Source organism: Aquirufa nivalisilvae, from assembly GCF_003143535.1.
Taxonomy (GTDB): Bacteria; Bacteroidota; Bacteroidia; order Cytophagales; family Spirosomataceae; genus Aquirufa; species Aquirufa nivalisilvae.
Genome location: NZ_CP029346.1, coordinates 703585 through 724878, shown reverse-complemented (window position 1 = coordinate 724878; position 21294 = coordinate 703585). Strand labels below are relative to the sequence as shown.

Annotated in this window: 23 protein-coding genes; 12 read left to right on the top strand and 11 right to left on the bottom strand. The window is 38.9% G+C overall.

The window, feature by feature from the left end; all coding sequences use genetic code 11:
• Positions 1 to 42 precede the first annotated feature (42 nt).
• The 9 genes from murQ to HME7025_RS03145 form a co-directional block, all read right to left on the bottom strand.
• Positions 43 to 870, bottom strand: coding sequence for an N-acetylmuramic acid 6-phosphate etherase (gene murQ / locus HME7025_RS03185; RefSeq protein WP_109322255.1), 828 nt, complete (start codon positions 868 to 870; stop codon positions 43 to 45).
• Positions 870 to 2243 (bottom strand): dipeptidase, encoded by a 1374-nt coding sequence (locus tag HME7025_RS03180; RefSeq protein WP_109322254.1) that lies wholly within the window; start codon positions 2241 to 2243, stop codon positions 870 to 872. Before HME7025_RS03180 ends, murQ begins: the two co-directional genes overlap by 1 nt.
• 54 nt (positions 2244 to 2297) lie before the next feature.
• A complete protein-coding gene (plsY, locus tag HME7025_RS03175; RefSeq protein ID WP_109324947.1) occupies positions 2298 to 2942 on the bottom strand; it encodes a glycerol-3-phosphate 1-O-acyltransferase PlsY in 645 nt (214 codons plus the stop codon).
• A gap of 133 nt (positions 2943 to 3075) precedes the next feature.
• Positions 3076 to 5598, bottom strand: a complete 2523-nt coding sequence (locus tag HME7025_RS03170) for a DUF5686 and carboxypeptidase-like regulatory domain-containing protein (protein WP_109322253.1) — start codon at positions 5596 to 5598, stop codon at positions 3076 to 3078.
• A 73-nt stretch (positions 5599 to 5671) separates the two neighbouring features.
• On the bottom strand, positions 5672 to 6271 hold the full coding sequence (gene rdgB, locus HME7025_RS03165; RefSeq protein ID WP_109322252.1) for an RdgB/HAM1 family non-canonical purine NTP pyrophosphatase: 600 nt from the start codon (positions 6269 to 6271) through the stop codon (positions 5672 to 5674).
• A gap of 4 nt (positions 6272 to 6275) precedes the next feature.
• Positions 6276 to 7172, bottom strand: a complete 897-nt coding sequence (locus tag HME7025_RS03160) for an FKBP-type peptidyl-prolyl cis-trans isomerase (protein ID WP_109322251.1) — start codon at positions 7170 to 7172, stop codon at positions 6276 to 6278.
• Positions 7173 to 7177: 5 nt separating this feature from the next.
• Entirely contained in the window at positions 7178 to 8032 is an 855-nt protein-coding gene (locus tag HME7025_RS03155) for an FKBP-type peptidyl-prolyl cis-trans isomerase (protein ID WP_161956201.1), read from the bottom strand.
• A 118-nt stretch (positions 8033 to 8150) separates the two neighbouring features.
• Positions 8151 to 9014, bottom strand: coding sequence for an FKBP-type peptidyl-prolyl cis-trans isomerase (locus HME7025_RS03150; protein ID WP_109322249.1), 864 nt, complete (start codon positions 9012 to 9014; stop codon positions 8151 to 8153).
• 52 nt (positions 9015 to 9066) lie between these two features.
• Positions 9067 to 10095 carry a DHH family phosphoesterase gene (locus HME7025_RS03145; RefSeq protein WP_109322248.1) on the bottom strand — a complete coding sequence of 343 codons (1029 nt, stop codon included), beginning with the start codon at positions 10093 to 10095 and terminating at the stop codon, positions 9067 to 9069.
• Between the two features lie 72 nt (positions 10096 to 10167).
• On the opposite strand from HME7025_RS03145, the gene HME7025_RS03140 reads away from it, so the two are divergent.
• Positions 10168 to 10587: a nucleoside-diphosphate kinase gene (locus HME7025_RS03140; protein ID WP_109322247.1), complete on the top strand. Its 420-nt coding sequence runs from the start codon at positions 10168 to 10170 to the stop codon at positions 10585 to 10587.
• On the opposite strand, the gene HME7025_RS03135 is transcribed toward HME7025_RS03140, so the two are convergent.
• Entirely contained in the window at positions 10588 to 12246 is a 1659-nt protein-coding gene (locus HME7025_RS03135) for an ArnT family glycosyltransferase (RefSeq protein ID WP_109322246.1), read from the bottom strand.
• A complete protein-coding gene (locus HME7025_RS03130) occupies positions 12224 to 12859 on the bottom strand; it encodes a phosphatase PAP2 family protein (protein WP_109322245.1) in 636 nt (211 codons plus the stop codon). The genes HME7025_RS03135 and HME7025_RS03130 overlap by 23 nt, the downstream gene beginning before the upstream one ends.
• Positions 12860 to 12921: 62 nt before the next feature.
• Here HME7025_RS03130 and HME7025_RS03125 point away from each other — a divergent pair, with 62 nt between their 5' ends.
• From HME7025_RS03125 to tsf, 11 genes are all read left to right on the top strand, one after another.
• Positions 12922 to 13497 carry a YceD family protein gene (locus HME7025_RS03125; protein WP_109322244.1) on the top strand — a complete coding sequence of 192 codons (576 nt, stop codon included), beginning with the start codon at positions 12922 to 12924 and terminating at the stop codon, positions 13495 to 13497.
• A gap of 22 nt (positions 13498 to 13519) precedes the next feature.
• A complete protein-coding gene (gene rpmF, locus HME7025_RS03120; protein ID WP_109322243.1) occupies positions 13520 to 13708 on the top strand; it encodes a 50S ribosomal protein L32 in 189 nt (62 codons plus the stop codon).
• 128 nt (positions 13709 to 13836) lie between these two features.
• Positions 13837 to 14781, top strand: coding sequence for a phosphate acyltransferase PlsX (gene plsX / locus HME7025_RS03115; protein ID WP_109322242.1), 945 nt, complete (start codon positions 13837 to 13839; stop codon positions 14779 to 14781).
• Between the two features lie 23 nt (positions 14782 to 14804).
• A complete protein-coding gene (locus HME7025_RS03110) occupies positions 14805 to 15806 on the top strand; it encodes a beta-ketoacyl-ACP synthase III (RefSeq protein ID WP_109322241.1) in 1002 nt (333 codons plus the stop codon).
• Between the two features lie 15 nt (positions 15807 to 15821).
• Positions 15822 to 16385 carry an elongation factor P gene (gene efp / locus HME7025_RS03105; protein ID WP_109322240.1) on the top strand — a complete coding sequence of 188 codons (564 nt, stop codon included), beginning with the start codon at positions 15822 to 15824 and terminating at the stop codon, positions 16383 to 16385.
• Positions 16386 to 16451: 66 nt separating this feature from the next.
• A complete protein-coding gene (accB, locus tag HME7025_RS03100) occupies positions 16452 to 16916 on the top strand; it encodes an acetyl-CoA carboxylase biotin carboxyl carrier protein (RefSeq protein ID WP_109322239.1) in 465 nt (154 codons plus the stop codon).
• A gap of 46 nt (positions 16917 to 16962) precedes the next feature.
• Positions 16963 to 18306, top strand: a complete 1344-nt coding sequence (accC, locus tag HME7025_RS03095) for an acetyl-CoA carboxylase biotin carboxylase subunit (RefSeq protein ID WP_109322238.1) — start codon at positions 16963 to 16965, stop codon at positions 18304 to 18306.
• A gap of 227 nt (positions 18307 to 18533) precedes the next feature.
• A complete protein-coding gene (rplM, locus tag HME7025_RS03090; RefSeq protein WP_109322237.1) occupies positions 18534 to 18977 on the top strand; it encodes a 50S ribosomal protein L13 in 444 nt (147 codons plus the stop codon).
• 39 nt (positions 18978 to 19016) lie between these two features.
• Positions 19017 to 19406, top strand: coding sequence for a 30S ribosomal protein S9 (gene rpsI, locus HME7025_RS03085; protein ID WP_109322236.1), 390 nt, complete (start codon positions 19017 to 19019; stop codon positions 19404 to 19406).
• A gap of 81 nt (positions 19407 to 19487) precedes the next feature.
• Entirely contained in the window at positions 19488 to 20297 is an 810-nt protein-coding gene (gene rpsB, locus HME7025_RS03080; protein ID WP_109322235.1) for a 30S ribosomal protein S2, read from the top strand.
• A gap of 13 nt (positions 20298 to 20310) precedes the next feature.
• A complete protein-coding gene (tsf, locus tag HME7025_RS03075; RefSeq protein ID WP_109322234.1) occupies positions 20311 to 21144 on the top strand; it encodes a translation elongation factor Ts in 834 nt (277 codons plus the stop codon).
• The last annotated feature ends 150 nt before the right edge of the window (positions 21145 to 21294 follow it).

Genomic DNA, 21294 nt, shown 5'->3' with positions numbered 1-21294 from the left:
CGTTATTTTCTATATGCTCTTGCGCATATTTCTCCCTTTTTATTAAATAGAAGCATGAAATGCATCTACGGCAGCTCTTACACTTCCATGTTGATCCAATAATTCCGAAGCTTTTTCTTCTGAAACTCCAGTGGCTTCCTTCACCATACGGATTGCTCTTAAAACCAATTTGTGGTTACTTAACGCCATATCCACCATTTTATTTCCTCGAACTCGTCCCAGTCGAATCATCACAGCAGTAGAAATCATATTCAGTACCAATTTCTGCGCCGTTCCAGATTTCATTCGGGTACTACCAGTGACATATTCAGGACCTACCACCACTTCAATTGGATATTGGGCCACTTGGGCAATAGCACTTCCTTCATTACAAACAATGCAGCCGGTTAAAACACCATGCGCATTAGCATCACGCAAACCTCCAATAACATAGGGTGTTCTACCTGATGCTGCAATACCTATCACCACATCATTTTGATCAATATCATAGGCCTTCATATCCAACCACGCCTGTTGTTCATCATCTTCTGCATTTTCCACAGCCTTACGAATGGCTCCATCTCCTCCTGCAATTAATCCTATTACCCAGTCATGAGGTACACCATATGTAGGCGGACACTCGGAAGCATCTACCACGCCCAATCTACCACTAGTTCCAGCACCAATATAAAATAGCCTTCCCCCCTTTTCCATGCGGGACACAATTTGCCCAACCAATTTTTCAATTTGAGGAATTACCTTTTCCACCGAATATGGAACAGTTTTATCTTCAGCATTGATTTGTCGTAGAATCGTTTCCACGGACTGTTTATCCAAATCCAAATAATTAGAGTCAGACTCAGTTGCTAGCTTACTTAAATTCTCTGCCATTATTTTGTAGAAAGTGCGTAAAAGTGCTTAAAAAAATGAGGTATCGTTTCAATCCCTTTATAAAAATTAAACAATCCAAAATGTTCATTGGGCGAATGAATAGCATCCGAATCTAAACCAAAACCCATCAAAACCGATTTAATTCCCAATTCTTTTTCAAAAACGGTAGGTACAGGAATACTTCCTCCTCCTCTGGTAGGCACAGGCTCTTTCCCAAATGTCTCTGCCAAGGCTTTCGATGCCGCTTGATAGGCAATCGTATCCGTTGGCATCACATATGCCTCACCTCCATGATGTGGTGTTATGGTTACTTTAACTCCTTTAGGTGCAATGGACTTAAAATGATCCGTAAATAATTGGGTAATCTTCTCTGAACTTTGATTAGGTACCAAACGCATGGAAATCTTGGCATGAGCCAAAGATGGCAATACTGTTTTAGCTCCTTCTCCAATATAGCCACCCCAAATACCGTTAACATCCAAAGTCGGACGTATAGAAGCTCGTTCTAAGGTCGAATATCCTTTTTCTCCATGTACCGAGGCGATGCCCAAGTCCTTTTGGTAGGCATCTAAATCAAAAGGCGTCTGAGCCATAGCCGCCCTATCGGAGGCACTTAACTCTTGAACAGCCTCATAAAATCCAGGTATAGTAATTTGATTAAATTCATCGTGCATCGAGGCAATCATCTCACACAATATATTGATGGGATTAGCCACTGCTCCTCCGTATACCCCAGAATGCAAATCACGATTTGGTCCCTGTACCGTAACTTCCAAATAACTTAAGCCTCTTAATCCCACATCGATAGACGGGATATCATTGGCTATAATGGCTGTATCTGAAATCAAAATAACATCGGCTTGAAGTAAGTCTTTGTTATTAGCCACAAATATGGCCAAATTATTGGATCCGATCTCTTCTTCTCCTTCTATCATAAACTTGATATTACAAGGTAAGTTGTTGGTAGCCAACATGGCTTCAAAGGCCTTTATATGCATGAAAACCTGACCTTTGTCGTCACATGATCCACGGGCATAAATTATTTCATCTTTGATGACAGGCTCAAATGGCGGACTTTCCCATAATTCCAAAGGATCGGCTGGTTGTACATCATAATGTCCATATACCAACACTGTAGGGGCATTGGGATCAATAATCTTCTCTCCATAAACCACAGGAAAACCAGCCGTTTCTTCGAGGCGAACCTGATCAGCTCCAGATTGACGTAAATTATTAGCTATGAATTCCGCCGCTCTTCGTACATCACCTGCATAAGCAGGATCCGCAGAAATGGAAGGAATACGTAATAAATCGAGTAATTCTTCTAAAAAACGTGGTTGATTAGCTTGAATATAAGCTTGTGTTTTTTTCATATGGAGAGGCGAATGGGATTAAATCATTCGCGCACAAAGATAAAAAAAAACGACTTAGGATTGTTTCTTTCGAGGGATTAGATACATCCGATTTTCAGTGCCCTGAAGAATGCGGGAAATATTCTTACGGTGCATAAATATGACTAAGAAGGCAACGATAAAACCAAAATAAATCAAAATTGGAAATTCATCTCCAAAGACTTTAAATACCATCAAAAAAGGAAACATGAGTGAAGCCACCATCGATCCTAAAGAGACGAAATTTGATAAGTAAAATACCAATAAAAAGACAGCTATACTGACCAAAGCTGCCTCAGGATGTAAGGCTAAAACCATCCCCATCAATGTGGCCACCCCTTTTCCTCCTTTAAAATCACAAAAAACTGGCAATAAATGACCCAATACAGCCAAAAACCCAAATACGATCTTTAGAGACACGCAGGTTTGCCAATCAATTAAATGAAGATAAAATAGAAATGTAGAAAGTGACGTTGCTAAAAAACCTTTAAAAGCATCCACAAATAACACAATGCTTCCTGCCTTTTTACCCAATACACGAAAGGTATTGGTTGCCCCAGCATTCCCACTTCCTAAGGTACGTATGTCCACCCCATGATAGGCTTCACCATACCAAATGGCTGTTGGAATTGAGCCTAAAATATAGCTCAACAAACAAAGCCCAATGAGAATTAAAATCATAATAATATTAAAGGTCACCATAATATAGAAAGGCGCTGAACCCAAATATAGGGGGGCTAAAAGCCAAAATCAAGAAGATTAAAAACATTCTTGAAATGTTTAAATTTTCATCTTCATAATATACCAAAAAAGCCTAAAATGAGAAATTAACGGAGGCCATCAAGCGAAAAGCTTTCGGCGAACCGTGATCCATATATGACAGTCGATGGAAGGCCTGAATCCTAAATAACTTAAAAATATTATCGATCCCATAACCTACTTCCGCATAGGGTATACTAGGATTTAACGAATCGAAAGAATACATGTCTAAAAACTTTGACTTCAACGGATTATTCACATCCTTCATGATGTCTCTATTTTCCTTTCTTTGGCTACCCCACAATAAATTTCCACTAGCAATAAATCTCCATTTCAATTTCTTAATCAAGGGAATTCGATTGAACAATAAACCCTCAAAATTATGATTGTATTGTAAGGAAATAAATTGGTCACTGACAAACTCAAAATAATTCATGGTAGAATAAGCACTGCGCACAAAAAACAGCGTCTCATTTCCTAAATGAGGGAATAATAAAGGCGCAGGTAAATTGGAAGGAGTATATCCCATAGATAGTGTATAATCAGATCGACCAAAAGTTCCAACCCTAAAAGTCTGGTATGCCTTCAAGGTAAAACGTTCATAATCAAAATCTCCACCTAAAAAGCCTTTAAATCCTCGCTGGTAGCGGAAAGTAACTACTGGAATACGCTTGGTAGCCAAGGTGATGCGTTCATTACCATTCATAATGAAGGTCTCTCCTCTGGCAAATCTAGCTTCTAATGTAACGAATGACTCTTGATAATAATCTTGCACAGGTGAGGCATTACCTAACTCTGGATTTAAACGATATTGAAATCTAAATAATGGATCAAAAGAACGTGTGTTCATTTGAGCCGTAAAACTCAAGCCTTTGGTAACTTCCGTGCTAAAAAATGCTTCACTTTCTCTCCTAAAAAAAGCTCCAGAAAAAGCTCCCCAACGAGTGAATGCATAAAACAGGCGATTATCTCCAATCAATTCAGGCGTTAAACCGACTCGTTCTATATCATAAGAATGTCGCAAACCAGCAATGGTCCATTTGGCTTTCGAGAATAGATAATTGACTTCAATCGAATATTTGGGCACTAAATCTTTGGTACCAAATCCTACATTTCCACGTAAAATCCAATGCTTATCGAAATTAGAATTGGTTCTAAACCCTAACCTAAATCGAGCTCCCTCCAGTCTGTTGACAGCTATACTGCTCAAATAAGGTCCCACTTCAATGTCGTTAAACTTCTTATAGCCACTCAAAGCTATCTCAGCAATTTCTACATAAGTTCGAACGATGGGTAAATTCTTCACAGAATCAATTAAGGCAAAGGCTGTTAGATCTTGTCGACTCAATGGCTCATATCTAGCATGTTTCCAATATTCTGGATCAGGCTCTTTCGCATCTTCTGCCACCTCAGATGTCAAATCATAAAACTCTACAGCTTTGGGCTTATTGACGATAAAACCTTTATTGGAAATATACATCTTCAATAGCATCCCAGCAGAACCTTTGGTCAACTCTTCAATATCAATCAAAAAACGGGTACGAGAAGGTAACCAAGCTCCGTCGGCAACTTGCTCTAACTCTTGAGAAATTTTAATCTTGTCGATGAAATTCAAATTCGCCTGCTTATCAATAGCGGCATCAATTTGAACCAAAGCAAAGCTGGTGGTATCAATCCACATTTGACCTGTGAAAACGAGGTCTAGAGGATTTTTAGGGTCAAAATCCAATTGATAACACACATGACCGTCAACATTGACCGTATCACCTAAAAAATATTTATAGTTTCCTTTCCAATTATCTCCAATGGGGCTTGCAAAGTCTTTGCCAAAAAAAGGAACATAATTTTGATAAAAATTATAATTAGCAATCAAGTTTCCGCCCACCAACTGGGAAATAAAGCCCCCATCTTGCACTCCTACCCCCTTGATGTTGGTTTTAATAATCTTTTCCTTCTTTCGTCTCGGAGACTCGCGATAATAGAATTTACTGATAGATTCAGAGATATACGTCGGTATTACAGGCTTTCCATCTTCACCGGCTTCTTTCTCAAACTTCTTAATGGAAGATTCTATCTCCCGCATGATTTTCGTATTCCTTAATTTCTCCGAAATATTATCTACATCCAGTTCCATTTTGGTGTAAGAATCATATTCGTAAGCTGTTAATTTATTCCGATCATGCAGGTCACGTTGTTTGACCACTTGGCGCAATATCTTAAAGGCGGGATTCTCTCCTGAATAAACGATAACCTCTTGCAAGGCCTTTTGAGCAGGTTCCATTTGGAAATCAACTTCTTGAACTGCCTTCTTTTTATCGATGAATTTGACCCGCTTTTTATATCCAACGAAGGATACAAAGAGGGAATCTGTTAATACTTTGGAATGAAAGGTATATTCTCCTTGAAAATTGGTGGTAGTACCCAGATTAAGACCCACTAAACCAACAGAAGCAAAGGGCACAGGGTCGCCATTAGAAGCATCTGTCACTCTTCCCTTGATCACATATTGCGCAGAAGCCCAATGTACACCCACCAAAAGAATCAGTAGAGCCAAAAAAATACGACTTCTCCAATTCATTAATCTACCATTAAACAAGGTTAAAGCTTATTAGATACTGTAACAAAAATACAGATTGATTGGAACAATCACACTATTTGTCGTGAGATTTTCGATTTTCGTCGACAAATACTTTAAATTTTTGTAAAGCACGGGCACGATGTGCCATTTGATTTTTTTCAGACAAGGTCATTTCAGCAAATGTCCTTGTTAATCCCTCTGGTTGAAAAACAGGATCATAACCAAATCCAGCATTTCCTCTAGCTTCATGGGTAATATCCCCGATTATTTCTCCTTCAAACTGAACAAATTTCCCATTTTCATGAAATGTTAAAATTGTCACGAATCTTGCTCTTCTGTTTTCTTCTTGATGAAGGTTCTGCAATAACAAATTAAGGTTGTTCAGATCATTTTTAGGCTCGCCTGCATATCTGGCTGAATAAACCCCAGGAGCACCGTGTAAGGCTTCTACTTCTAAACCTGAATCATCAGACAAACAAGTCACATGGTAGCGATCTGCAATGAATTTTGCCTTCAACATGGAATTCTCTTCCAACGTTGAACCTGTTTCTGGAATCTCCTCTTCTAGCCCTAAATCTTGTACTGTTCTAACCTCAAATTGACCATGCAATAAGGCCTCAATCTCTTCCACTTTGTGAAGATTTTGTGTTGCTAAGTACAATATAGGTTGCATGAAATTATTGAACAGGTACTTCTATTTCAAAACACAAAGGAGAGTTGGCTGGAATAGATCCTTGATTATTAGCACCATATCCTAATTTGGAAGGCAATATAACAATTGCTTTTTCACCCATTTTCAACTTCATGATTCCTTCATCAAAACCTGAAATGAGTTGACCAGCACCTACTAGCATGGAAGCTCCAGTACGGGAATCAAAAATAGGATCATACACAACTTTGCCAGCTGCATCCAATTTTAAATAACTAAAGCCTAAACGACCCGTATAATTCACCAAATAAGATTGAGTAGGTATCAATGCTTTACCTGTAGGATTAGAAATCGTTTTTTGAAAGATCAAACCAGTACTTGTCACTTCAGGATTATTGACATTGTAGGTTTTCTTCATTTCTTCGATTACTTGATTTTCTGTTTGAACGGAAATCAATTCGATATCAATTTTAATAACAGAATAGGCTGGGATTAGACCATTCCCGTAAGAACTCCCTCCAAAGGCTAAACTAGCTGGTAAAATAAATACCCCTTTATCACCTTCCTTCATGTAACGCAAAGGAAGCGTAAACACACTCTCAAAACTTCCTGTTACATAGCCACGTGGCTGTTTCAATAATCGGGAGGTGGAATCAACTTTAGATCCATTTAACAAAGTCATCACATAGTGATACTTGACTAAATCTGTATAAGCAGCTTGCTTGCCAGAAGTTCCTGCTGATAAGATGGAGTAATACATCCCTTCAGGTGATTTCTGAACATTTAATTTATTATCTGCAATGTATTTTTGAATATCTTTCTCGTTGTTTTCTACCTGCTGATCAATGGCATTAAAATCACAACTTGATAATCCGAAAAGCGTAAATATTAAAACAAAACTTAGGTAAAGTGTACTTCTGGTCATGGTAACTACTCGTTAATTTTGGCTAAATATACTTCGAACATTAAAGGTGTAAAACCAGGAATACTCCCTGAACCTGCTTGTCCATATCCTAAAGTGGATGGAAACACTAAAATGGCTTTTTCACCTAAACGCATTTTTTCAATTCCTTTTTGGAAACCTTGTACCGTCTGAGTTCCTCCAATGGTGACTGATAAACTATCTGTTTTCAACATATTACCGTCAAAAGCATATCCATTTAAGAATCTTCCTGTGTATTTAATCTTAACAATTTTTCCTGATGCAGGTAAATCACCTGTTCCTTTAACCAATTGGATAAATCGTAAACCTTCTGTAGTAGTTTCAGTCACGTTGTATCCTTTTTGGGCAATAAATTCTTTAATATTATCTTCTTGGCTACGAACTTTATATGACTTAATGGTCACTTTCATAGGGGTATAAGCAGGAAGACCTGGAAATTCTTGAGCTGTTCCCGGTAAAGCCATGATCGCTTGCTCCCCTTCTCGAATAAATGCCATCAAACGACTAAAAACAGGATTGGTAAAACCATAGCGATAAATGTAAGGTGTATTTAACTTACGATCGGTACTATCCAAAACCTGACCTGTTAGCAAATTTGCAAATTCATAATGCACCGAAAGCGTATCGCCTTTGGTCGCTAACTCACCAGCCGAATTAGTATTTGTAACGACGTAGTAAGCCCCATTTTCCATGGCAACAGGACTTTGTCCCAATTTTGAAAAATAAGAAGCAATCTGAGCTTGGTTTTCTTTCGCTCTAATCTCATCCACCAATTCAACATTGCTTAAGCAAGCCCCCAAACCCAAAGTCAAAGCCAAAAAAGCACTAATTCTAACAAACATTCGATTGACCATCATCATATACATTCACTAATTCACTCATTTTATTCCATCCTAAACGAATAAGGTTTCGGATTCGTATGGAATAAAGAAGAAAGGGGACCGAAATCCCCTTAAAAATTTATTTTTTGTTCAATAACTCTACTTCAAATACTAAAACAGAGTTCGCAGGAATAGGTCCGCGCTCTTGATCTCCATAACCTAAAGCTGAAGGAATCACGAAAACACCTTTTCCACCTTTTTTCAATAAAGTTAAGGCTTCATTAAAACCTGGGATCATTTGACCCAATGGCATTTCTGCAGCACTACCTTTATCAAATTCCTTTCCATCTACGAAAGAACCACGGTAATTTACAGTCCAAGTATCTCCCATTTTAGCAGCTACACCAGCACCTGGGCTTAGAATAGAATAATACAAACCTGAAGCAGATTTCTGGAAAGTTTTACCTGATTTGGCAATATAGTCAGCAATCACTTTTGGCTCTTGAGCTAATTTACCTGCTGCAGCTTGCTTATTCACGGCTGCTTCTTTTTCCATTTCCTTTTCAAATTCAGCACGAGATTGTACTTTCAATACCTTCACTGTGTATTTCAAATCAGAACCTGGCTTCAAGAATGGAGGAAGTGGCGCTTGAATATTTTTTGTTAAGCTATCAATAGGAACTAAAATAGTAGCACTATCTCCTAATGCCAATAAACGTAAACCGTTTTCAAATGTACCTTTGAATGAACCTGGAGCATTATTAGGAGCTTGGATCATTCCTTTACCTGGTTTTCCTTCTTTATATGTATCCTGTAAAACAGAATCTGTTGAATTTTTAATCACTAATCCAAAAGTAATGATGTCTCCATCTTTCAGCTTTTTGGCTTTGTCATCATGACTGTGAAATTGAATTTTTACGCCATCGATCACCTCGACTTTGTTTTGATTACATGCAGACAAAAATACGACTGCTGATAAAAGACCAATGAGTTGTTTACGCATGATTGTTTTGTTGAGACCGAAGTCTGTTATGGATTGTTTTAGATTGATTCGTTTATAAATTTTTAACTCGATTTATTTCAGAAAGATACAAAGGTAACACTTCTTGCAATTTTTCCTTCGCTCCTTCGATAGAGCTCGAAGAAAATCGACCACCTGAGGCATTTTTATGACCACCACCTTCAAAATAAGTTGATGCAAATTCATTCACAGCAAATGGCTCAATAGAACGAAACGATAATTTGATTCCATCAGGACGCTGTATTAATAAGATAGCCCATATTGCTCCCGCAATTTGTAGACCATAATTCACGATTCCCTCCGTATCTCCCGCTTGTGAATTAAATTGTTTTTGATCCTCTTCTGTAATCCACATCAATGCCAAATGGTAATCAGGCAAATAATCCAGTCGATTCGCAAGCACATGCCCTAAAAAACGTAATCGATCTAAACTCGCAGAATCAAATATTTTACGATGGACAGCATTCGTATTAACGCCTTTTTGAATGAGTTGAGCTACTACTTCATGTACATGGGCTGTAGTATTTGGATGGCGAAAGGAACCCGTATCAGTCATTATGCCAGAATACAAGCAAGAACCCATGGCTTCATTTATCAATGAATCATCTCCCCATTCTTGAATCAAATCAAAAATTAGCTCGCAAGTAGAAGCAGCTGTTGTTCGATGATAATAATAATCCGCAAAATCTTCTGGATTCAAATGATGATCTATCACCACTTTGGTTCCTCGTGCTGCTTTGATGGAATGGCTTAAGCCATGCAAACGTTGCATACCTGAAAAGTCCAAACAAAAAATAAATTCGGCATCTTTCAACAGGGCATCAATTTGAACCTTATGTAAGGTATCTTCAAAATTGAGAATATTCTCAGATCCCGGCATCCATTTTAAATTAGCCGAAACTGCTGATGGAACAATAACACATACATCCAAACCTCGCTGGGCCAAATAATTTTGCCAGGCTAAAGATGAACCGATGGCATCTGAATCAGGGTTAAAGTGCGTCGTAATGACCGCCTTAGTACCAGAGTTTAATTGTGCTTGAAGCGCCGAAATGGAAGACATAAAATTGATAATGCGCCATAATAAATTTGGGCGTTCGCAAAGTTAAAGATAAATTTGAATAAAAATTTTACTATGCCTACAAATCGCACCTTTACAATGATTAAGCCAGATGCTGTTGCAGATGGATTCACAGGGCCTATCATTCAGCAAATTGAAGCTGCTGGATTTAAAATCATTGCTCTTAAAAAAATACAATTAAGTAGTGAAGAAGCAGGTAAATTTTATGCCGTTCATGCGGAGCGACCTTTCTTCCAAAGTTTGTGTGATTACATGTGTTCGGGTGCTATCATTCCTATGGTGCTAGAAAAAGAAAATGCGGTGGAAGATTTCCGCACGCTAATAGGGGCTACCAACCCTGCCCAAGCTGCAGAAGGCACCATTCGCAAGCAATTTGCCAGGTCATTGGAATCCAATGCCATCCATGGTTCCGATTCAGATGAAAATGCAGCTATTGAAGGTGCATTTTTCTTTACTGAAAAAGAATTAGCTTAATTATTTGTGTTTATAAAATAAGAAACCATTCTCTTCTTTCATGAAGGTAATATGTGGATGATATTTCATGATATCATCCACATCGTTTTTCATGACGAAATAGGTAGGCCTATCCACGGTTTTCATACCTAAGAGGGTTTCTCCATCTGGAGAGGCGCTTTCTTTTTGAAAATATAAGAGGTGGGCAAAGGATTTAAAACCGACGGTTTCTATATACACCTTTTGCCCTACCTTAGATTCATAAAAATCAATAACAGTAGCTTGAGTATAACCTTCTATTTTAGGGACTACCAATGCCATGTACATCATAATGATGGCAATTCCGGTAATCATCAAACCATAGATACGCTTAGGTACTAGTGCCCCCTTTTGAGCAATCCAATAAATGATCGCCAATGCAAAAGCGACTCCGATCAGGATTTCAAAGCCTGACCAGTAGACTGGCGCTTGTAAATTTCCCTGAACAAACTTGTCTTGAATCAAAGGTATTATCTCAAAAGAATGTGACCCAATATAAGGCACCAAGGACAAGATCAATGAAAATAATAAACCAATGATCAGCAGGCCGATACTGTGACCCTTCTTCCAGGTACTGAAGCCCGATTCCCAATCACATAAAACCCGTGCCGAAAAAAAGCTCAATGGAATCCAGCACATGGATGAATAATGCACAATTTTGGTTTTAACCAAACTGAATAAAATCAAGACTACCCAAAATAGGATTCGAAACCAAACACTAAGATTGCGCTCTTCCTGCGTCGCTAGATTCACATCAGATTTCTTTGATATCAATGGGCTGATGGCCCAAATGGATATAGGAAAACAACCCAACAATAACACAAATGCATGGTAATAAAAAGGCTGACCATGTCCGGCATCTCCCGTGGTTAATAAGCGAATTTGATAAGCAAAAAAATCAGCAATGATACCTGTTCCGAATTTCATGGCAATGATTCCATACCAAGAAGCAAAGAAGAAAATCGCAATGATACTTACCCAAGTCAAAGCTTTCAACCAAGCTAGTAGTCGGCCCCACTCCGTCCGACTCAATAGTACATAAATGACAGCAGTTAGCCCCCAAATCAATAAGGCTACGGGGCCTTTGGTTAATAAGGCTAAACCGATGAAAATGGATGAAATGATTAGCTCTTTAGTCGCAAAATTTTTCCAAAAAGATAGGATCAACTGATATACACCTAAGAAAATCAACAAATTGAACAGAGGATCAATGATTCCTGAACTGGCGTAAACATGGGGCGTAATGGCAGTCAAATAGGAAAATGCCCACAAATGCCCCATTTTAGGTGAAAAATGCTTGGCTCCAATGCGGTACAATGTTAGCAAAGTAGCTATACCAATCAAGGCATTGGGAAAGCGAGCGGCAAATTCCATACTGGTCCAAGCCTTTTGCGTAAATGTCCCAAAAAATTGAAAACTTAAAGCTTGTAACCAAATAAACAAAGGAGGTTTCTCCCAAAAAGGCATAAAATTAATCTGCACACTAAGGTAGTCGCCCGTTTTAATCATTTCTCTTGCCGACTCGGCAAAATTGATTTCATCCCAATCAAATAAATGGCTCGCTCCAAGAAAAGGTATGTAAACCAAAGCGCCGATAAGGGCCCAAAAAAGATAAGGCTTACGCAGAAGGATTGGATTCATTAGCCAATTTTTTAAAGATGGTCAAATAATATAAGGTAGCAGAACTCAGTACACCGATGATGGCCCCAACTGCGGTATCGATAGGAAAATGCTGAAAAAGATAAACACGTGATAGCGCTACCCCTGAGGCCATGCAAGCCATAAAAACACCCCAGCGGGCTGATTTAGCAGCTAAAGCCATCCAGAAAAACATAAACCAGGCCGCAGCTGTGTGACCAGAAGGCATGCTATTAAATTCATTGATAAATACACCAGGAACGGTATACCAAGCATAAGTTTCATCCCTAAAATAAGCAAATGGCCTCAAGCTACCTTCAAAAACAAAATGCTTAAGCCCCTGTGTGATGAGGGTAGATAGCAAGTAAGAACCTAAATAAGGCAACACCCATTTCCTTTGTTTGAAATATAGAAATACAGCAAAAAGTAAAGGGAGAAAAACTTCAGCTAAACTGGTGAAAAAACGAAATAAGTGATCCAATATGGGTTGATGCCACTCATTGATCCAGCGCACTTGATCAAAGCGATGAAAGGCCAAGGAATATATCCAAACAATGACTTCGAAGAACAGCCAAGTCCGGATAAATGATCGAATGGAGGCGGGTAATTGATTCATGAGCCCAAAGGTCGTAAGATTTTATCAAATTGTTCCAGCATAGCCTTGCTGTTTCCAAAAAAATGACTAATTTTGCAATCCTTTTTACCCGAGAGACAATGAAAGTATTGGATGCCTATCAGATACCCATCATTTCCCTAGAAGACAAATCGTACCGATATAGCTTTGAGGGCGGAGATGATTTTTTTAAGGCTTTTGAGCAAGAATGGGTACAAAAAGGCAAGTTTCAGGCAGAGATAGAGTTAAATAAATCTGCTACGATGATTCAGGTTTTGATGAAAATCAAAGGCCATTTGAATTTAATTTGTGATCGATCCAACGAGGAATTTGAATTCCCTTTGGACATTCAGGAAAAGTTAATTTACAAATACGGGGATCATTTTGAGGACTTGGGCGACAATTTGTTTTTAATCGACAGAAAAGAGCCAAAACTTGATTTATCGCAGGATTTATATGATTTCATAGCTTTACAAGTACCTATGAAAAAATTACATCCTAGGTTTGTTAAACCAGAAGATGAATCAGCTGAAAACGAATTTTTATATACCACAGCTAAGGATACCGATATCCCCAAAACAGAGGAAGAAAGTATAGATCCACGCTGGGCAGCATTAAAAAAATTAACAGATAATAATTAGAAATTAATTCAATTTACATACAATGGCACATCCTAAAAGAAAGATTTCAACCACACGCCGTGACAAAAGACGTTCTCACGATTTTAGCACTCCAAGACAATTATCTGTGGATAGCCAAACAGGAGAAACTCATTTATTCCACCGTGCACACGTTCACGAAGGAAACTTATTCTATAAAGGAAAGATGATTGTAGAAGGTTATTCTTCTTAGTCTTATTTCTCTTTATTAAGGAAAAGAACTTATTTTTGCGACAAGCGAAAATATCCCGTTAAAATGCTATTTTTTGACTAAATTTAATACTATTTTTGCCCCAAGCTTTAGTAATTAAACATAATTAGATGAAAATAGCGGTCGACGTGATGGGTGGAGATTTTGCTCCAAAAGCAGTAATAGAGGGTATTCTTTTAGCTCTTCCCAGTCTTTCCAATAATGAAATAATTCTAGCCGTAGGTCCCCGTGATACGATCCAATCTATTTTGGATGAACATCATTATTCGGGAACGCAAATACAAATCATTCACGCAGATCAAGTGATTGAAATGGGTGAGCACCCTACTCGAGCTTTATCCCAAAAACCCAATTCCTCCATCGGAATTGGGTTTGGTCTTTTAAAGGAAGGCAAAGCTGATGTCTTTGCATCAGCAGGTAATACGGGTGCAATGATGGTTGGATCATTATTCTCCGTTAAAACCATTGAAGGCATTCAAAGACCAGCCATCGCAGGTTTTGTTCCTCAAACGGATGGCAAATACGCCGTCATGTTGGACATTGGTGCCAATGCCGATTGTAAGCCTGAAATGCTCGAACAATTTGCCATACTTGGCTCAGTTTATTTCGAAGCCACTACAGGTATCAAATCTCCCCGAGTAGGTCTCATCAATATTGGCGAAGAAGAACAAAAAGGTTCTATTTTAGCTCAGGCTACACATGCTTTATTAAAAGCAAATTCTAAAATTAATTTTATAGGCAATATTGAAGGAAAAGATTTCTTCAAGGGAAAAGCTGACGTTATTGTGACGGATGGCTTTACGGGAAACATTATGTTAAAAATGGGTGAATCCATCTATAACATCATGAAGGACCAAGGGATGACCAATGATTTTGTTGAAAACACCAATTACGAAAAATACGGCGGTAGCCCTATCATTGGAATCAATGGCAATGTCATCATTGCACACGGCGCTTCTAGCCCCGTTGCTATCAAAAATATGATTGGACTTTGTAAGTCCGTAGTGGAATCGAAAGTCTGCGAGAAAATCAAAGGCATTATCGAGAACAAATAAAAAATAGTTTAGGTTAAAGAAACATGACCCATAAAATAAACGCAGCTATTACCGGAGTAGCAGGATATGTGCCGGACTATGTGCTGACCAACGAAGAATTAGAAAAGTTAGTAGAAACTAACGACGAATGGATCACCACTCGTACAGGAATCAAAGAACGTAGAATTCTAAAAGGCGAAGGCTTAGGTACTTCATATATGGGAGCCAAAGCGGTTACCGACTTATTGAAGAAAACGAACACGAAACCTGAGGAAGTTGATTTATTGATTTGTGCCACCGTCACTCCCGATTATTTCTTTCCATCTTGCGCTAACCTGATTTGCAAATCAGTGGGAATCCGCGAAACTGCTTCTTTCGATTTAGCTGCGGCTTGTTCTGGCTTTTTAAATGCCTTAGGAACTGGTACCGCATTTATCGAATCTGGTCGTTACAAGAAAGTCGTTATAGTAGGAGCTGATAAAATGTCTGCCATTGTTGATTATGCTGACCGCACCACTTGCATTCTTTTTGGAGATGGAGCTGGAGCTGTGATGTTGGAACCGACAGAAGATGGAACAGGAGTTCAGGATTTTATTTTGAAATCGGATGGTGAAGGATGTGAAAGTTTGATGCAAAAAGGAGGAGGAAGTGCTTTCCCGCCGACGCATGAAACCATTGATCAAAAACTACATTACATTCGTCAAGAAGGTCAATCTGTTTTCAAATTTGCCGTGACTCGTATGGCCGATATTTCGGCTGAAATCATGGAGAGAAATCATTTGACTGGTGATGATATCGCTTATTTGGTGCCTCACCAGGCTAATAAGCGTATCATTGATGCTACAGCCAATCGCATGAACATTGGAGAAGATAAGGTGATGTTGAATATTCATCGCTATGGTAATACCACAGCGGCCACTATTCCATTATGTCTTTGGGATTATGAAAACCAATTGAAAAAAGGAGATAATTTAATTTTAGCAGCTTTCGGTGGAGGCTTTACTTGGGCATCAGCTTATGTAAAGTGGGCTTATAATCCGAAATAATTTTTCATTATATACATGGCAACTACAGCAGACATTAAAAATGGAATGGTAATCAAATACAATGATGACCTATTTTCCATTGTCGAATTTTTACACGTTAAACCTGGTAAAGGTCCAGCATTCGTTCGTACGAAATTAAGATCTTTAACCTCGGGTAAAGTGATTGATAATACCTTCAACTCAGGAGTAAGTATTTACCCTGTTCGAGTGGAAAGAAGAAAATTCCAATTTATCTATAAAGATGAATATGGTTATAACTTCATGGACAATGAATCTTTTGAGCAAATCTTGTTAAACGACAACTTGGTGGTCATGGCAGATTTGATGAAAGAAGGACAAGAGGTTGAAATATTAATTAATACAGAGAATGATGAGGCTATTTCATGTGAATTACCTCCATTCGTTGAATTAAAAGTAACTTACACAGAACCAGGTGTTCGTGGAGATACGGCTAACTCCCCTAAAAAACCCGCGACCGTAGAGACTGGTGCCACAATTACCGTACCTATTTTTATTGAACAAGACGAAGTGATCAAAGTCGATACACGTACCTACGCTTATGCGGAGCGAGTAAAATAAACAGCTTATCTCATTTTTATTACATTTGTACCACAATACAAGCAGGTAAACCAAATACTATCAAGAATGGACACCAAAGAAATACAGCGATTACTGGATTATATCGCAAAATCACCTCTTGCAGAGGTTAGTATCGAAACTGAAGGATTAAAAGTTTCTGTTAAAAAACATGGAGAAGCGGCTCCAAGTGTACAGGTTGTACATACGCCTGCACCTGCAGCGGCACCAGTGGCAGCAGTAGCTGCAGCGGCACCAGCAGCACCTGCAGCTCCAGCGCCAGTAGCAGACAATTTATATACGGTCAAATCACCGATGATTGGAACCATTTATTTAGCCCCTGGGCCAGAAAAAGGTAATTATGTAGAAGTTGGATCAAGCATCGAACCAGGTAAAACGGTTTGTATGATTGAAGCAATGAAATTATTCAACGAGATCGATGCTGAAGTATCGGGTAAAATCGTGAAAATTTTGGTGGATAACGCCACACCTGTTGAATTTGACCAACCCCTTTTCCTAGTAGAAAAAGCATAATAAACGCTCGATTTCCAATGGTATAGAGCGCCAAATAAGAATTACTATGTTTAAAAAAATACTCATTGCGAATCGTGGGGAGATAGCCCTTCGTATTATTCGTACTTGCAAGGAAATGGGCATCAAAACGGTTGCCGTATTTTCCACAGCAGATCGCGACAGCTTGCATGTTCGTTTTGCAGATGAGGCGGTTTGTATTGGCCCCCCTCCTAGCAAGCAATCTTACTTAAGTATTCCAGCTATTATATCTGCTGCCGAAGTGACTGGCGCAGATGCTATTCATCCAGGTTATGGATTTTTGTCTGAAAATGCTGAATTTTCTCGCATCTGTGAAGAGCATGGAATCAAGTTCATCGGTGCGTCAGCTGAGATGATTAATTCCATGGGAGACAAAGCCACGGCCAAGGATACCATGAAAAAAGCAGGTGTTCCTGTCATTCCTGGTTCAGATGGTTTATTAGATACAGTTGAAGAAGCCATTGAATTAGCTAAAAAAATCAAATACCCTGTCATCATCAAAGCTACGGCTGGAGGTGGAGGACGTGGTATGCGTATCATTAGAGAAGAATCTGAATTTGCCAAGCTTTGGGATGATGCCAAAATGGAAGCGGCTGCAGCATTTGGTAATGATGGTATGTACATGGAGAAATTTGTGGAAGAACCTCGTCATATTGAAATTCAAGTAGTTGGAGATAAATTTGGTACGGTTTGTCACTTATCAGAACGTGATTGTTCTATTCAGCGCCGTCACCAAAAATTATGTGAAGAAACTCCTTCTCCTGCATTAACAGATGATTTACGCAACCGCATGGGAGCTGCCGCTGTATCAGGAGCTGCGGCTATCAAATATGAAGGTGCTGGTACCATCGAGTTTTTGGTAGACAAAAATGGCGACTTCTATTTCATGGAAATGAATACACGTATTCAGGTAGAACATCCAATTACAGAAGAAGTTACGGACTTTGACTTGATCAAAGAACAAATTAAAGTAGCTGCTGGAATTGCGATTTCGGGACAAAATTATTTCCCTAAATTATACGCTTTGGAATGCCGTATCAATGCGGAGGATCCATCCAATGGATTCCGCCCTTCTCCAGGTAAAATAACCAATTTGCATTTGCCTGGCGGACATGGCGTGCGTATTGACTCCCATGTTTACTCAGGCTATACCATTCCTCCCAATTATGACTCCATGATTGCTAAGGTTATTGTTAGTGGTCAGAGTAGAGAAGAGGTTTTATTACGCATGAAACGTGCACTTCAAGAATTTGTAATTGAAGGTATTAAAACAACCATTCCATTCCATATCAAATTAATGGATGACCCTGGTTTTCAATCAGGTAAATTCACAACAGCCTTTATGGACACCTTTGATTTAAGCAATTTATAAGAGCTTATATCATCATTCAAAGAAGGAGGCAAGCGCCTCCTTTTTTGTTTATGAACATATATTTTTATTTTTTGATATGTCGCTTGGATATTAGTCTTTGAATTTCTAAATTTGCACTCCCATTTTTCGATTGAATGCCCGTTTAGTTGCAAAATAGGTCATAATCAAATCCTTAAGACAAATTCCGTGGTCTTGATGGTGCGATTCAACAGTTAAACAATACTATAGTGGATACTTTAAGTTACAAAACCATCTCCGCCAATAAGGCTACAGTACAGAAAGACTGGGTGGTGGTAGATGCTGAAAATCAAGTTTTAGGACGTTTATGTTCTGAAATCGCAAAAATTATTCGTGGCAAGCACAAGCCTTCATTTACTCCACACGTAGATTGTGGTGATAATGTCATTGTGATCAATGCGGAGAAAGTTCGCTTGACAGGAAAGAAAATGACTGACAAGGTGTACATCCGTCACACAGGATATCCAGGTGGACAGCGTTTTGCTACTCCACGTGAGGTGTTAGTTAAGAACCCACGCGGTGTGATAGAATCTGCGGTGAAAGGTATGTTACCAAAAAATCGTTTAGGTCGTGAATTGTTCACTAACCTATTTGTATATGCTGGTACCGAGCACCCACATGCAGCTCAACAACCAAAAGAAATAAAGTTTTAACGGACAATATGACCCAAAAATAGGTCAATCCTCAATCAAATGGCAGAATTAACAAGCAAAATCGGTAGAAGAAAGACGGCAATCGCCCGTATTTCAATGACCCCTGGTAAAGGCCAGATTAAAATCAACGGCCGTACGATGACTGATTACTTCCCATCTGAAATTCTTCAGATTGTCGTTAATCAGCCTTTCGCATTAACCAACACATTAGGTTCTTTTGACGTAACCGCTAACGTAGATGGTGGTGGAATCAAAGGACAAGCTGAAGCTTTACGCTTAGCTATTTCTCGTGCATTGCAAACGCAAGACTCGGAATTACGTTCACCTTTGAAAAAAGAAGGTTTCCTAACGCGTGATCCGCGCATGGTTGAACGTAAGAAACCAGGTAGAAGAAAGGCGCGTAAGAGATTCCAATTCTCTAAGCGTTAATCCCAAATTGCGTGGAAAGGGCTTGTCTGTTGCCGATGCCTTTTCCACATTTTTATTTTTCCTCATTCTTAAACTCAAAAAATGGCACAATTAAGCTACAATGAATTATTAGATGCAGGTGTACACTTTGGACACCTTACCCGTAAGTGGGACCCTAAAATGGCTCCTTACATCTTCATGGAGAAGAACGGGATTCACATCATCGATCTTAATAAAACTCTTTCTTGTTTAGACGAAGCTACTGCAGCAATGCGTGCTATCGTTCGTTCTGGTCGTAAGATCATGTTCGTTGCTACTAAAAAGCAAGCTCAAGAAGTGGTATCTGCTGAAGCAGAAAAATTAAAAATGCCTTACGTAACCGATCGTTGGTTAGGTGGTATGTTGACAAACTTCGCGACGGTACGTAAGTCCATCAAGAAAATGTCAAGCATCGACAAAATGTTAAAAGACGAAGTAATCGTTAAAACTCTTGCTAAGCGTGAGCGTTTAATGATGACTCGTGAAGAAGAGAAATTGAAGCGTGTATTAGGTGGTATCACTGAATTAACTCGTCTTCCAGCTGCTCTTTTTGTTGTTGACGTAAAGCGTGAGCACATCGCAGTAGAAGAAGCTAAAAAATTGGGTATCCCAGTTTTTGCTATGTGTGATACCAACTCAAACCCAGATTTAGTTGATTTCCCTATCCCAGCAAACGATGATGCTTACAAATCTATTGCAGTTATTACAGCTGCTATTAGTAAGGCCATCGAAGAAGGTTTAGCTGAAAGAAAACAAGATAAAGATGACGCTCGTTTAGCTGAAGAAGAGGAATCAAAGCGTATTGCTGATGAGGAATCACAAGAAGCAGCTAAAGTAGCCGCTAAGTACGAAAAAGAAGCAGAACAAGAATAAACATATTCATAAAATGTCAATTACAGCCGCAGACGTTAATAAATTACGCCAAATGACTGGCGCCGGAATGATGGATTGCAAAAAAGCTTTGACTGAAGCCGATGGCGATTTCGAAGCAGCTATCGATATCCTTCGCAAAGCTGGTCAAAAGGTAGCCGCAAAACGTGCTGAAAATGCAACCAACGAGGGAGTAGTACTCGTAGCTCTTTCAGCCGATCATTCTAATGGTAAATTAATCGCACTTGCTTGTGAAACTGAACCAGTTTCTAAAGTAGCCGATTTCAATAACTTAGCTCAAAGCATTTTAGAAGCTGCTGTGAAATCACACGCTCCTAGTGCTTCTGCTCTTTTAGCTGAGCCTCTTTCAGATGGTCGTTCAGTAGAAGGTCACATCATTGAATTAACAGGTAAAATTGGTGAAAAAATCACTTTAGCTGCTTATGAAAACATTGATGCAGAGAAAGTGGTATCTTACATCCACTCAAACAACAAAATCGGTGTTTTAGTAGCATTCGAAGGTGTTGAAGGAACAGACGTAACAGAAGTTGGTAAAGATATCGCGATGCAAATCACTGCGATGAAGCCTGTAGCTTTAGATAAAGATGGTGTAGATGCGGAAACAATTCAACGCGAAATCGAAATCGGAAAAGACCAAGCTCGTCAAGAAGGTAAGCCTGAAGCGATGTTAGAAAAAATTGCCGTAGGTAAATTGGAGAAATTCTACAAAGAATCTACTCTATTGAACCAACAATTCGTAAAAGATTCTTCGATCAACATTCGTCAGTTGTTAGAGCAAACTCAAAAAGGTTTGACTATCTCAACTTTCAAACGTGTGGCTTTGGCTTAATTCCAAAACCAATCGAAATATCAAAAGAGACCAGCAATTAGCTGGTCTTTTTTTGTCCCCTACTCTCATTCAATGCTGCATTATCCTACTTGGTATATATCCAGCAAATTTGTCCATTTCATAGGCTGACCCCATGAAAAAAATGACAAT